This window comes from Mycobacterium sp. 134 (genome assembly GCF_048282715.1).
In the GTDB taxonomy this organism is placed as follows: Bacteria; Actinomycetota; Actinomycetes; order Mycobacteriales; family Mycobacteriaceae; genus Mycobacterium; species Mycobacterium septicum.
The window spans coordinates 1-12,762 of the sequence record NZ_JBLVUN010000006.1 but is presented as its reverse complement, the minus strand read 5'-3'; the positions used below and the strand labels follow the sequence as shown (position 1 = coordinate 12,762).

At 66.4% G+C, this 12,762-nt stretch carries 13 protein-coding genes and 3 pseudogenes; 5 read left to right on the top strand and 11 right to left on the bottom strand.

Annotated elements, in window-relative coordinates; all coding sequences use genetic code 11:
• The first annotated feature begins 8 nt into the window (after nucleotides 1-8).
• The 3 genes from ACNQVK_RS03375 to ACNQVK_RS03365 are packed head-to-tail and all read left to right on the top strand — an operon-like array spanning nucleotide 9 to nucleotide 2,053.
• Nucleotides 9-1,322 (top strand): IS256 family transposase, encoded by a 1,314-nt coding sequence (locus tag ACNQVK_RS03375; RefSeq protein ID WP_019344575.1) that lies wholly within the window; start codon nucleotides 9-11, stop codon nucleotides 1,320-1,322.
• A gap of 20 nt (nucleotides 1,323-1,342) precedes the next feature.
• Entirely contained in the window at nucleotides 1,343-1,558 is a 216-nt protein-coding gene (locus tag ACNQVK_RS03370) for an IclR family transcriptional regulator domain-containing protein (RefSeq protein WP_074414912.1), read from the top strand.
• Between the two features lie 24 nt (nucleotides 1,559-1,582).
• A complete protein-coding gene (locus ACNQVK_RS03365) occupies nucleotides 1,583-2,053 on the top strand; it encodes a hypothetical protein (RefSeq protein ID WP_047040856.1) in 471 nt (156 codons plus the stop codon).
• A 224-nt stretch (nucleotides 2,054-2,277) separates the two neighbouring features.
• Here ACNQVK_RS03365 and ACNQVK_RS03360 read toward each other — a convergent pair whose 3' ends face one another.
• The 7 genes from ACNQVK_RS03360 to pcaH form a co-directional block, all read right to left on the bottom strand.
• Nucleotides 2,278-2,766, bottom strand: a complete 489-nt coding sequence (locus ACNQVK_RS03360; RefSeq protein WP_047040871.1) for a cupin domain-containing protein — start codon at nucleotides 2,764-2,766, stop codon at nucleotides 2,278-2,280.
• Between the two features lie 71 nt (nucleotides 2,767-2,837).
• A complete protein-coding gene (locus ACNQVK_RS03355) occupies nucleotides 2,838-3,527 on the bottom strand; it encodes a 3-oxoacid CoA-transferase subunit B (RefSeq protein ID WP_047040853.1) in 690 nt (229 codons plus the stop codon).
• A complete protein-coding gene (locus ACNQVK_RS03350; RefSeq protein WP_047040851.1) occupies nucleotides 3,524-4,222 on the bottom strand; it encodes a 3-oxoacid CoA-transferase subunit A in 699 nt (232 codons plus the stop codon). The genes ACNQVK_RS03355 and ACNQVK_RS03350 overlap by 4 nt, the downstream gene beginning before the upstream one ends.
• Nucleotides 4,219-5,400, bottom strand: a complete 1,182-nt coding sequence (gene pcaC / locus ACNQVK_RS03345; protein ID WP_047040849.1) for a 4-carboxymuconolactone decarboxylase — start codon at nucleotides 5,398-5,400, stop codon at nucleotides 4,219-4,221. The genes ACNQVK_RS03350 and pcaC overlap by 4 nt, the downstream gene beginning before the upstream one ends.
• Nucleotides 5,397-6,602, bottom strand: coding sequence for a lyase family protein (locus ACNQVK_RS03340; protein ID WP_043416463.1), 1,206 nt, complete (start codon nucleotides 6,600-6,602; stop codon nucleotides 5,397-5,399). Before ACNQVK_RS03340 ends, pcaC begins: the two co-directional genes overlap by 4 nt.
• Nucleotides 6,599-7,168 carry a protocatechuate 3,4-dioxygenase subunit alpha gene (pcaG, locus tag ACNQVK_RS03335; RefSeq protein ID WP_043416462.1) on the bottom strand — a complete coding sequence of 190 codons (570 nt, stop codon included), beginning with the start codon at nucleotides 7,166-7,168 and terminating at the stop codon, nucleotides 6,599-6,601. The genes ACNQVK_RS03340 and pcaG overlap by 4 nt, the downstream gene beginning before the upstream one ends.
• Nucleotides 7,168-7,965, bottom strand: coding sequence for a protocatechuate 3,4-dioxygenase subunit beta (gene pcaH, locus ACNQVK_RS03330; RefSeq protein WP_043416460.1), 798 nt, complete (start codon nucleotides 7,963-7,965; stop codon nucleotides 7,168-7,170). The genes pcaG and pcaH overlap by 1 nt, the downstream gene beginning before the upstream one ends.
• A gap of 70 nt (nucleotides 7,966-8,035) precedes the next feature.
• Here pcaH and ACNQVK_RS03325 point away from each other — a divergent pair, with 70 nt between their 5' ends.
• On the top strand, nucleotides 8,036-8,785 hold the full coding sequence (locus ACNQVK_RS03325; RefSeq protein ID WP_047040843.1) for an IclR family transcriptional regulator: 750 nt from the start codon (nucleotides 8,036-8,038) through the stop codon (nucleotides 8,783-8,785).
• A gap of 291 nt (nucleotides 8,786-9,076) precedes the next feature.
• On the opposite strand, the pseudogene ACNQVK_RS03320 reads toward ACNQVK_RS03325, so the two are convergent.
• Nucleotides 9,077-10,329 (bottom strand): annotated as a pseudogene (locus ACNQVK_RS03320) (IS256 family transposase).
• Between ACNQVK_RS03320 and ACNQVK_RS03315 the strand changes: the two are divergent.
• Nucleotides 10,219-10,458: a hypothetical protein gene (locus tag ACNQVK_RS03315; protein WP_224866092.1), complete on the top strand. Its 240-nt coding sequence runs from the start codon at nucleotides 10,219-10,221 to the stop codon at nucleotides 10,456-10,458. The pseudogene ACNQVK_RS03320 and the gene ACNQVK_RS03315 overlap by 111 nt on opposite strands.
• Nucleotides 10,459-10,680: 222 nt before the next feature.
• On the opposite strand, the pseudogene ACNQVK_RS03310 reads toward ACNQVK_RS03315, so the two are convergent.
• The 3 genes and pseudogenes from ACNQVK_RS03310 to ACNQVK_RS03300 form a co-directional block, all read right to left on the bottom strand.
• Nucleotides 10,681-11,418: pseudogene (locus ACNQVK_RS03310) on the bottom strand (transposase); the annotation flags it as partial.
• Between the two features lie 77 nt (nucleotides 11,419-11,495).
• Complete coding sequence (locus ACNQVK_RS03305) at nucleotides 11,496-12,449, bottom strand: tyrosine-type recombinase/integrase (RefSeq protein ID WP_017682183.1); 954 nt, start codon at nucleotides 12,447-12,449, stop codon at nucleotides 11,496-11,498.
• A 117-nt stretch (nucleotides 12,450-12,566) separates the two neighbouring features.
• A pseudogene (locus tag ACNQVK_RS03300) lies at nucleotides 12,567-12,762 on the bottom strand (dihydrolipoamide dehydrogenase); the annotation flags it as partial.

The following is a 12,762-nucleotide window of genomic DNA, read 5'->3' as shown; positions in this document are numbered from 1 at the left end:
GCACGCCCGTGCTCACGGTAGTAGACAACAACGACGACTCCAACGAGACCCGCAATGCGGCCGGTGCGGGCCGGTCGTTGCTCGACCAGATCGTCCGCGACGGTGCCCGGCAGATGCTGGCCGCGGCGTTGCAGGCCGAGGTCGCCGACTATGTAGCCCGGTATGCCGGTGAGGTCGACGAACACGGCCACCGACTGGTGGTCCGCAACGGATACCACGCCGAACGTGAGGTCGTGACCTCGGCGGGTGCGGTGGCGGTGAAGGCGCCCCGCGTGAACGACAAGCGGATCGACCCCGATACCGGCGAGCGCAAGCGGTTCTCCTCGGCGATCCTGCCCGCCTGGGCTCGCAAGTCCGAGCAGGTATCGGAGGTGCTGCCGCTGCTGTACCTGCACGGCCTGTCAACCAGTGACTTCGGGCCGGCGCTCGAACAGTTCCTCGGCACCGGCGCCGGACTGTCCGCATCCTCGATCACCCGGCTCACGGCCCAGTGGCAGGACGAGGCGAAGGCCTTCGGCACCAGGGACCTCTCGCAGGTCGACTACGTGTACCTGTGGGTCGACGGCATCCACCTGAAAGTCCGGCTCGAGCAGGAAAAGCTCTGCCTGTTGGTGATGCTCGGGGTGCGGGCGGACGGCCGCAAGGAACTCGTCGCCCTGGCCGACGGCTACCGAGAGTCCACCGAGTCCTGGGCGGACCTGCTGCGGGATTGCCGCCGCCGCGGGATGCGCGCGCCGGCGCTCGCGGTCGGGGACGGAGCTTTGGGATTCTGGCGGGCACTGCGGGAGGTGTTCCCCGCCACCCGCGAACAACGCTGCTGGTTCCACAAACAAGCCAACGTTCTTGCTGCACTCCCGAAATCGGCGCATCCGGGTGCGTTGGCGGCGATGAAGGAGATCATCGGGGCCGAGGACATCGACAAGGCGCAGTTGGCGATCGCAGCGTTCGAACGTGACTACAGCGCGAAGTACCCGAAAGCGGTGAAGAAAATCGTCGATGACGCCGACGTGCTGCTCGAGTACTTCCGGTATCCCGCCGAGCACTGGGTGCATCTACGCACCACGAACCCGATCGAATCGACCTTCGCGACGGTTCGGCTTCGGACCAGGGTGACCAAGGGCCCGGGATCACGGGCGGCGGGCATGGCGATGGCCTACAAGCTGATCGAAGCAGCGCAGTCGCGGTGGCGGGCGGTCAACGCACCACACCTGGTGGCGTTGGTGCGGGCCGGCGCAGTGTTCCACCAGGGCAAGCTCCTCGAACGTCCGGTCGACATCACCCCGGAACCATCGCCCGACACCCCAGTGTCCGAGGTCGCCTGACGACCCTCGATCCACAGGATTTGACTATTTCTCGAAAGAGCGGTTTCGCGACCAGTAGGGAGGAAAGCGAAGAAGGTGTCGCATCCGTTGCTGTCGCCATACCTGCAAGAGGTCCCGACGTGAGGCTGGCACTAAATGCATCAGCGCCGAGCTATCGGTTACGGCCATCACATGTCCGCAAAGTAGCTGGCATCATCGGCGAAGCTGCCGCAGAGCTTGCTACTAAGCTGGTCTAACTACATTGGCAAAGGAGATGTTCTGTGTCGAGTACCCCCGACCTGCCGGCGTTCGTTTCGACGATCGATGACTACCTGCGCTTAGAACAGCGCCACTCGCCGGCCGAGCAAATGTTCGCAACCGTCCTCACAGACGACTTCGAAATCGGCTTTCGCGGCGGCCACCAATGGAAGGGACTCAATGGTCTGCGGTTGTATCTCACGCAGCGGGACGGGATTTTCGACGAACGCCTCGAACTGCGTCAAGTACTTTCCTACGTTCCGGTGCAGGAGGATGTCATCGAGCTGACGACACGACTCGAGTTCTTCTTCCGTCGCTGGAGAGCTCCTTCGCCGGTCAGCGAAGAATTCACCGGTGCGGCCTTTCACACGTGGCTGATCCGCATTGTCGACCATGAGACCCGCGTGGCCCGGGTGGTTATCGATGGATTTGCAAATCTCAACGACAACGCCAGGGCGGCGTTTGCTATCCCAGATGAAGGGTTCGACGAATAACGCATGTGACCGCATCGTGATCACTTTGCGCTTTACTCGCACAACCCGTGGGCCGACAACACGGGTGCAGATCAGGCCGCCTGCTTCGCCGGGAGACGCCGCGGCCACGAAAGTTGCAGGGCGGCTGGACATTAGCGCCGTGGATGGGTTGACCGGCCGCCGTGTGTTTGACCGCCGTCGTCAAGCGCCCTTCGAAGCGATTACCTTGACAATTTCTCCACTGCTTACGTGTCGCCGACGCCGAAAGCCTCGGCGAAGCTAACGTTGCCCCTGGTTTCCCTCTGGGTTGCGTCCACGGCAGCCAGGAGGCGGGAGTTCTCGATGACTATCATCTCGACGTCCTGTTGGTCATCTGCATAGTGGCGATGCCATACCCACGGCGGCGTATACACGAAGTCGCCTGCGCTCCACGTTACGCGTTGATCGCCAATCTCCGACCAGCCCGAGCCATGTCGCACGAAGTGAACTGACTCGTGTACGTGTCGATGAAGGTCACTGCCCGCACCGGCGGGGATCTTCTGCAGGAAGAACTCAATGGAGCGGGCGGGTATCCGCAGAAGCAATCCAATTTCTGATGGGCTTCCGGTCTGGATCCAGTGTGCCTCGGTGGAGTTCACGACGAGGTGCTCCTCGGTCACGTGCTGGGTGTCGCGATCCCCTGCGCGCGCCATACTTTCGGCGAAATCGGCTAGCTCGTCACGGGATAGGGTCATCAATCCACTCCTCTGGGAATTTCGTCGCTGAGCGAGCATGGAGTCACTTTTCGGCGACCCAAGCGCCAGGGTCACGACAGAGCTATGTGCAAGCGCTTCTCGAGCGCGGCGATACTGATGGCGAAGGTCTCGAGTACGCGCACGCGTCCGTCTCCGGCGTTGTCGATGTCGAAGATCGCGTACTCGGTATACAGCCGGCTGACGCACCGAAGCCCGGTCAGCGGGTAACTGCACTCCGGAACCAACTTCGCGGTCCTGTCCTTGCCGAACAGCGTCATCATCACGAATACGCGCTTCGCTCCGATGGCGAGATCCATCGCACCCCCGACCGCGGGAATGGCGTCCGGTGCTCCGGTGTGCCAGTTGGCGAGGTCTCCACGCTCGCTGACCTGAAACGCCCCGAGCACACACACGTCGAGATGGCCGCCGCGCATCATGGCGAAGGAGTCGGCGTGGTGGAAGTAGGACGCCCCAGGGGTTTCGGTGACCGGAACCTTGCCTGCATTGGTGAGATCCGGGTCAATGGCGTCTCCTGTCGCGGCGCCTCCCATGCCGAGCATGCCGTTCTCGGTGTGCAGCACCACCTCGGCGGCGGGGTCGAGGTAGTCGGCGACCATCGTGGGCTGGCCGATGCCGAGATTGACGTACGACCCAGGTGCGATGTCGCGGGCGATCATCGCGGCGATCTCCCCGCGGTCCAACGGGCCACGGTCGAGATGCTCGACACGACGCCGTGTCCTTGCATCGAGCGTTCCCGTCACGAGGCGGCCTCGGTGCGGGCGGCGGGAATCGAGGACAGGTCGAGGATGCGGTCGACGAAGATACCCGGCGTCACGACCGTCTCGGGGTCGATGCCTCCGGTCTCGACGACGCGGGAGACCTCAACGACGGTCAGCGTGGCGGCGGTCGCCATGACCGGACCGAAGTTGCGAGCAGTCTTGCGGTACAACAGGTTTCCGGCCCGGTCGGCCAGGTGTGCTGCGATGAGTGCGACGTCGCCGCGGATCGGATACTCCAGCACGTAGTCGCGGCCGTCGATCGTGCGGATCTCCTTGCCCGAGGCGAGCGGGGTGCCGACACCGGTCGGGCAGAAGAACGCGCCAATGCCCGCGCCTGCCGCTCTGATCCGCTCGGCCAGGTTGCCCTGCGGGACCACTTCGAGGTCGACCATGCCGTCCCGGTAGAGCCTGTCGAACACGTACGAATCGGCCTGTCGGGGGAAGGAACAAATGACCTTCGCGACCCGACCGGCAGCCAGCAGCGCGGCCAGACCGGTGTCGCCGTTGCCCGCGTTGTTGCTGACGATGGTGAGCTCGGCGGCGCCCTGTTCGATGATCGCATCGATGAGTGTGGTGGGCATGCCCGCCATGCCGAATCCGCCGACGAGAATTGTGGCGCCGTCAGCGATTCCGGCGACGGCTTCGTGGGCGGCGGCGCAGACGGCGGTGCGGCTCATGACGACGCCCGCTCGTCCTCGTCGAATTCCGGCAATACCTCGGCGGCGATGCGAAACGCGGAGTTGGCGTCGGGGACGCCACAGTAGATGGCAGTCTGCATCAGCAGCTCCTTGATCTCGTCGTTGCTCAAACCGTTCCGGCGGGCCGCTCGCAGGTGCATCGCCAGTTCCTCGCGGTGCCCGCGCGCGACCAGCGCCGTCAGGGTGATCATCGAGCGGCTGCGAAGGTCTAGACCTGGGCGTGTCCAGATGGTTCCCCAGGCGTACTGGGTGATCAGGTGCTGGAAATCGGCGGTCATGTCGGTGGTACCGGCGATTGCCCGGTCGACGTGCCCGTCGCCGAGCACCTGGCGCCGTATCGCCATTCCCGCGCGACACACATCCTCGACGGTCCTAGTCGCAGGCTGCGGAATACCCACCTGCTCTGCGATGAGGCCGGCGACCCGGTCCGGGGCTTCGGCGGGTGCCAGGTGGCCGACACCGTCGAGCACTACGAGGTCACCGTCCTGGACACCGGAGGCGATGCGCCGCAATGACTCCGGCGGTGTGGGCACGTCGGCGCTGCCTGCCACGGCCAGGACGGGAGTGACGATCTCGCGCAATCGGTCGGAGACGTCGAATGCCGCGAGGGCCTCGCAGGCCTGCGCATAGGACTCCGGATCGGTGTGGCTGAGGGTGTCCAGCAGCGCCGCGCCGACACCTGGTTGCCGGTCGACGAAGCCCGGCGCGAACCACCGCTGGGCCGCGCCCGAGAGTAAGGTTTCGACGCCCTCGGCGCGGACGGTGGCGGCGCGCTCGAGCCAGCCAGCTGGGGTGCCGATCAACGCACCGGTGCCCAGTAGGGTCGCCGAGTCCACCCGTTGCGGCGCGTCGAGCATCAGCTGCAGACCGACACAGCCACCGAGCGAATCACCGGCGTAGTGGAAGGTCTCGGCGTGCATGTCGTCGGCGAGTGCCAGCACGGCGACCGCGAGTTCGGCGATCGTGAAGGGCTCGCCAGGACCGCCTCGACCGTGACCGGGTAGGTCCCACCCGACGACGCGGGCGTGCGCACTCAGCCATCCAGCCGCAGCGCTCCACAGCGTGGCTGCCGAGGTACCCAGTGAAGGCCCCAGCACGAGGACAGGCGCACCGTCGGGTCCGCCGAAGTCGATTGTGGCCAAGGCCGGAATGGTCATGACGCAGACTTGATGAAGCGGCGGGCCCGACTCAAGGTCGAATCGATCAGCCGATCGGCGGCACCGGTGTAGTCGGGCCGTGCTGGGCTACCGGTCAACTCGGTCATTGCACGTTGTTCGGTGAGCAGCCCGCCCGCGTCGGCCAGGTTCGCGGCCGCCCGCGCCGTGTCCACCTGCAACCCGGAGAGCAGTTCGGAGGCTTGGATGGCCGCCACGACGGTGTGGCGGGCGAGCGTGCGCAGTGTGGCCCATTCGGCGTGCCACGCGCCGTCGGAGCGCTCGTCGACACTCGCTCCTGCGGCCAGGTGCAGGGTGGCGCCCAAGGTGCCCGCGGTGAGCGCGGTGCGCCGGATCAACACAGAGCGGACGGGATTGTTCTTGTGCGGCATCGTCGATGAGCCGCCACCAGTCCCCTCGGCCAGCTCGCCGACCTCGGGCCGGCTACCGGTCGCGATGTCGGCGGCGATGTGCCCCCAGGCGTCGCAGCAGCTCACCAACGCATCCCCGATGCGGGTGATCGCCGAGCGGGTGGTGTGCCAGGGCGGAGCCGGCGCCAGCCGCAGTGCGCCGGCGAGCGCGTCGCTCAACGCGATGGCGCCGTCCACCGAACCGGTCAATTCGGTAGCCGCCGCCAGCGTTCCCACCGCGCCACCGACCTGCACCGGCAGCGAGGGCAGCAGCCCGGTCAGCGGTTCGGCGGCGTCCAGTATGCCGGTAAGCCAACGTGCCATCTTGGCGCCGAAGGTGCTTGGTAGGGCGGCCTGGGTCAGGGTACGCGCGAGTGTTGGTGTGCTCCGGTGCCTCTCAGCGAGCTCGGACAGCGCCCGGACTTGGACGGTGAACTCGTCGCCGATGCGCATGAGGACATCACGGGCGCAGATGACGAGCGCTGTGTCGACGACGTCCTGACTGGTTAGCCCGCGGTGTAACCAGCGGGCTGTCGCCGCCGTTGAGCGCTCACGCAACAACGTGACCAGAGCGCTGACGGGGCTGCCGTCGGTGGCGGCGCGGCGGGCGATCGACTCGGTGTCGGCGTCGGCGATGAGGTCTGCCAAGCTGGCACGCGCCTCTTGCGGTGCGATACCGGCGTCGACGAGGCTGTCCAGCCACGCCCGTTCCACGGCCACCATGGCCTCGAGGAATGCGGGGCCGCTCATCAGGTCGCCTGCGAGGTCGTCGCCCGGCCAGAAGAGGTCAGTCATCGCTGGTGTCCCGCGTAGCGCAGGAAGACCGTCTCGGGTTTGCCTGGCGCGTCCTGCAATTGGATGTCGAAGCGTAGTCCGGCGCCCTCGCGGGTGGCGATGAGCGTGTCGCGACGCTCGGGCGGCAGGGACGCCAGCAGTGGATCGCCGGCCAGCTGCCCCCCGGGCACGTAGGCGCGGGTGAACAGCCGGTTGAGCAGCCCGCGGGCGAACACGGTGATCAGAAAGAACGGTGCCGCACCGGGATCGCAGGGACCTGGGATGACGGTGGAAAAGTTGTACCGTCCGCCATCGTCGGTGCCGGCGCGGCCCCACCCAGTGAAGGTCCAGCCGTCCCGGTGTAGCGAGCCGGTGGACGTGGGGATGGTGCCGTCGGCGTTTGCCTGCCAGATCTCAAGTAGGGCGTCGGGAACAGGCTGGCCGTCACCATCGAGGACCAAGCCGGAAAGCTGGACGGCACCCGGTGAGCCGGCCGGAACCAGCTGGTCGCACCGGTCGAACGGGAGTGCGTAACCGAAAAAGGGTCCGACGGTCTGCCCCGGGGTGGCGGTGAGCAGGGTATTCATCAGTGTTCGCTTCCGCGGTGGGGATCCTCGGTCGGAGTGCGCGTCGCGCCGGTGAGGATGATGTCCCACCGGTATCCGGTGGCCCATTCGTGGGTGGTGACGTCGTGGTCGTAGTTGGCAATCAGTCGGTCTCGGGCCTTTCGGTCGGTGATCGACTGATAGATCGGGTCCAGCGCGAACAACGGGTCGCCGGGGAAGTACATCTGGGTGATCAGCCGTTGCGTGAATTCCGTTCCGAACACCGAGAAGTGGATGTGGGCTGGGCGCCAAGCGTTGCGGTGGTTCCTCCACGGATACGGCCCTGGCTTGATCGTGGTGAAGCGGTAGCTTCCGTCGTCATCGGTCAGGCAGCGGCCGACGCCGGTGAAGTTGGGGTCGATCGCGGACGGGTGCTGATCACGCTTGTGGATGTAGCGACCGCCGGCGTTGGCCTGCCAGATCTCGACGAGTTGACGTCGCACCGGCCGTCCGTCGCCGTCGACCACCCGGCCGGTCACCACTATCCGTTCGCCGATGGGTTCGCCTGAGTGCTGGATGGTGAGGTCCGATTCAAGCGGATGCACGTCGCGTTCGGAAAAGCAGGGCGTCCACAGCTCGACGCCCTCCGGGTCAGCGTGGTGTAGGTCCTTCGTGGGATGACGCAGCAGGCTGCTGCGGTAGGGCGCGTAGCCGAGCCGCGGCTGCGTCTCCTCGATGCCAGCGCGCTGATACTCGGACTCGATCGCCTCGATCTCCGCGCTGATCGCCTGCTGCCTCGGCAACCCGCCGTCGGGATCGGGGTCGATCACTGCTGTCATAGCCTTGACACTATTGGCTCCTCGGCGACTGACCTACGCTAGATTACCACTGAGCGGAAAGGATCCGTGAGTGGCGGGAAATACCTCAACGCCCGGCACCAGCGTCGCTTCTCGTTTGCTGCGCATGGTCGCCGCCTTCGATGAGTGGCACCGGACACTGACGCTGTCCGAACTGGCGGGTAGGGCCAGCCTGCCGATGGCCACGGCCCACCGGCTGGCTGCCGAACTGGTTGCGGGCGGGGCGTTGCAGCGCCGCACGGACGGTCGTTTCGAGGTCGGCCGACTGATGTGGAGCGCTGGGCTGCTCGCCCCGGTCGGAGGCGGATTACGGCAGGTCGCAGAGCCGTTCTTGCACGATGTCTACGCGGCAACGCTCGCCACCGTGCACCTCGCGGTACGCGACGGCAACGAAGTATTGTACCTCGAGCGGATGATGGGTAGGGCATCCGTGCCGATCGTTAGCACCGTCGGCAGCAGGTTGCCGATGCACTGCACCGGCGTCGGCAAGGTGCTGTTGGCGCACGCGCCACGCGAAGTCCAGGATCAGGTGTTTGCCAATCTGACTCCGATTACTCCCTACACAATCACCCAGCCTGCGGTGCTGTCCCGACAGTTGGAGGGGGTGCGGCGCGAGGGGTTGGCTACCACCGTGGAAGAGATGTCGCTAGGCGCCTGTTCACTGGCCGTGCCGATCGTCCGGCAGTCCGACGACGCTGTGGTGGCCGCGATCGCCGTCGTAGTTCCGTCGTTGAAGCGAGGTCGCCAGCGACTGCTCGGCGCCCTGCAGGTGGCTGCCCGCGGCATCGTCCGGCTGCTGTGACCCACGGGCCGCCGCAGCAGCGATCGCTGTGCTGTCGGGCGGCTTCTGACAAAACGCGACACCGTCGCTAGCCGTCGAAAAAGTGGTGACTGCCATGACATCTGGCGCGAATCGGAGTCCGCGCCGCGGTGGAGGGATAGACGCGACCGATCCCCCAGTTGAAGCTGAGAAAGCATCAGCAAAGGGTCCGCCGTTCAACGATCAGCGGCGGAATCCATCCTGCCCACCTCGCACTCTCACCTCGCGAATCGTCACTTGGAGGAATTGTCAATACCTGTGGATCGGGGTGTTTCAGGCGACCTCCGTTCCGGCGTCCTGATCGTCGTCTGAGGGCGGTGTTGGTGGGGTGATGTCGGTGGGGCGTTCGAGCAGTTTGCCTTTGTGGAAGACCGCGCCGGCGCGGACCAGGGCGACCAGGTGCGGGGCGTTGACGGCGCGCCAGCGGGCCGAGGCGGCGTCGATCAGCTTGTAGGCCATCGCTAGTCCGGCCGTTCGCGATCCCGGGCCTTTTGTCACCTTGGTCCGAAGTCGCACTGTGGCGAAGGTGCTTTCGATCGGGTTCGTCGTGCGCAGGTGGATCCAATGTTCGGCCGGGTACTTGAAGAACTCCAGCAGCACATCGAGGTCGTCGGTGATCTTGGCGACCGCCTTGGGGTACTTGGCGCCGAAATCGACCTCGAAGGCCTTGACCGCGAGCTGGGCCTTGTCGATATCCTCGGCGTTGTAGATCTCCTTGAGTGCCGCCAGGGCCGACGGGTGTGCTGATTTCGGCAGTGCGGCAAGAACATTGGCTTGCTTGTGGAACCAGCAGCGCTGCTCTTTGGTGGCCGGGAACACCTCACGGACCGCTTTCCAGAACCCGAGTGCACCGTCACCGACGGCGAGCACGGGGCGGTCATGCCGCGCCGTTTGCAGTCGCGCAGCAGATCGGCCCACGACTCGGCCGATTCACGGTAGCCGTCGCTGATCGCCACCAGCTCCTTGCGGCCGTCAGCGCGCACACCGAGCATCACCAGCAGACACAGCTTTTCCTGGTCCAGGCGGACCTTGAGGGGGATGCCGTCGACCCACAGGTAGACATAGTCGCTGCCCGACAGATCGCGACGACCGAACGCGGCGGCCTCATCTTGCCACTGCGACGTGAGCCGGGTGATCGTCGATGCCGACAACCCGGCACCGGAGCCGAGGAACTGCTCCAGGGCCGGGGTGAAATCGCTGCTCGACAACCCGTGCAGGTACAACAGCGGCAACACCTCGGACATCTGCGGGGACTTGCGCGCCCAGGCCGGCAGGATCGCCGAGGAGAACCGCTTGCGTTCACCAGTGTCGGGATCGACACGTTTGTCGTTGACCCGCGGGGCCCTCACCTGCACCGCACCGGCTGCGGTCAGCACCTCGCGCGGCTGGTGGTAGCCGTTGCGGACCACCAATCGGTGGCCGTTGTCATCGCGCTGGTCAGCGAACTGCGCCACGTAGGCGGCGACCTCGGCCTGCAACGCCGCGGCCAGCATCTGCCGAGCGCCATCACGGACAATCTCATCCAACAACGACCGACCAGCACCACTGTCGGTGTTGTCGTTGGCCTCCGCGCCGTCGTGAACTACGGTGAGCATGGGCGTACCTTCCCAACCAGCGCGCCAACGCCGGTCTTGATCGAATACCTGATTCCGTGATGATCATCCTCGGGAAGGTGCGCTCATTTTCACGCCCCCACGCCGAGGCTCATCCACAGGTTCTGATCATTCCTCTCACTAAGCCTGATTCCACCGACCGACGGTGTGGTGGCCGGTTGAGCTGATGGTCTTGATCCGGGCTGGTGGTGGGCATGACGAGGCCGCTGGTCTGTCCAGCTTTTCCTGTCGGGTTCCTGGTTGTCGGGTCGGGTGGTCGGTGGTTCAGGCGCTGGATCGGTGGCCGATGGTGTTGTGCCACAGGGTCATCCATGCTGGTTCGGCGGGCCAGTGCCGGGGTAGGTGCAGGATCGGTCGTCGTTGGGGTCGGGCCAGACGAGCCGGGATATTGACCAGGTGACGGCGCAGGGTCGCCCCGCGCGCGGTGCGGTGACGGGTCCCGGCCAGGGTCGCGGTGGCGCGCAGCAGATTGTGGGCGATCGCGGCGCAGACGGCCCAGGCACTGTTGGCGCCGAAGCGCCCGGAGGGAATGTGGGCCAAGGGGCCGTCGATGAGGTCGGCGAAGGTGGTTTCGATGATGGCGTGGCGGCGGTGGGTGATGTCGGCGTCGGTGGCCGACTCGGTGGTGTTGGTGAAAAACGGGTGATACCGCCAGATCGGGAACAGCCCGTCTTGGGGTTGGTTGGCGTCTTTGACCCGGCGCACGATCAGCCGGGCGGTGACCGCCTCATAGGTGCCGGTTTTGGCCATGGTGTAGACGGCTTCAGCGACTTCGGCATCAGAGATCCAGGCCCCGGTCTCGCGATCGAGCACCGCACCCGGGTATTTCACCGGGGTCCAGGCGTTCTCGGGAATGCTGTCGATGGCGCGTTGCACCGCGGCGTTGCGGGTCAGCACCAGCGAGAACACCGCCCCGTAGCGGCGGCATACCCGGATCACCGCCCGCGATCCATAGGCGCTGTCACCGCGCACGATGATCTGCCCGGTGACGCCGGGGTCCCGGCAGTAATGGCGCAAAAAACAACGAGGTTCGCGTAGCGCCTGGTCCGGGTAGACGGACGAGTCGTTGTTGGTGGCCGCTATCGGTGGCCGCGGTCGGGACCGAGGAGGCTGGTGATGCCGCGCATGGCCGCCGGTGAGGGTTTGAAGTAGCGGCGCAGGTTGTCGGGTTTGCGGTGGCGGGACTTGGCCATTAGCTCGAGCAGGCTGGCTCCGGCCTCGCCGAGATGCGTCAGGCCAGAATGCCGGAGTTCGTGCAGGTCCCAGCCGGTGCCGGGTCCGTTGGTGGCGGTGGCGGCATCGAGCAGGGCGCGGGCCTGGCCGTAGGACAACCTGGCCAGGCCGGTGTCGGGGCAGATGTCGCGGTCGGCGACGGCTTTGCGGGGTCCGGGTCGGCGGTGGGTGACGAACAGCGGTCCGCGGGTGCGGCCCTTGGTGAGGCGTGGCAGGAGCCGGGCGGTACCCGCGTCCCAGTACACGAGCTCGTGCGCGTACTCGTGATGGGCGGCGCCGCGGCGGCGGGTGCGGGGCTTGGCGCCCTTGGACTTCACCGGGCAGCACCGCCCGGCCAGGTCGAGGTCTTCGATGTTGACCTGGAGCAGTTCCTCGGTGCGGGCGCATGTTTCGTAGAGCATCCGCCACAGCGTCTTATCCCGCAGGTCGATGTCGCGGCGGGTGATGAGCCGGTCGATCGCGGTGCGCGAGCGCACCGGGGTGGCCGAGTCCGGCGGGGTGGAGCGTTTCACCCACGCGGGGACCGCCGGGGCGAGGTGTCCGTGCTCGCGGCACCACGCCAGCCAAGACGCGACCGCGGCGCGGCGGGCGTTCCAGGTGTTGACCGCCGCCTCGCCCCACAAAGTTTCCAGGGTTTCGCCGATCTCGTCGTCGGCGACATTGGCCAGCGGCCGGGCCTCGCCGAGCCTGGCGGTGGTCTTATCGACGGCGATGGCGTAGGAGCGGCGGGTGTTCGGGGAGCGGATCGAGTCGAGGAAGCCGTCGCCGGCGGCGCGGACGGTGATCCCGGACGACAACATTGTGACCTCCCTGGCCTGCTTGCCACAGATAACAGGGCCGCTTCGCGCACCGCCGGAGCGGAGTCGTCGCAGGCCGGGTTTCATGGTGCCACAGATAACAGGGTGTTATCTGTGGGATCAGTCGGCGGCGGGTCGGTGGACGCCGCCGGCGGCGGCGTTGACGGCTTCGGCGAGGGTGGGGTGGATGTGGATGGCGGCGGCGAGTTGGCCGTAGGTGGCGCCGCAGGTCATGGCGATGACGGCTTCGTGGACGAGGTCGCCGCCGTCGGGTCCGGCGATGTGGCAGCCGAGGATCCGGTCGGTGGCGGCGTCG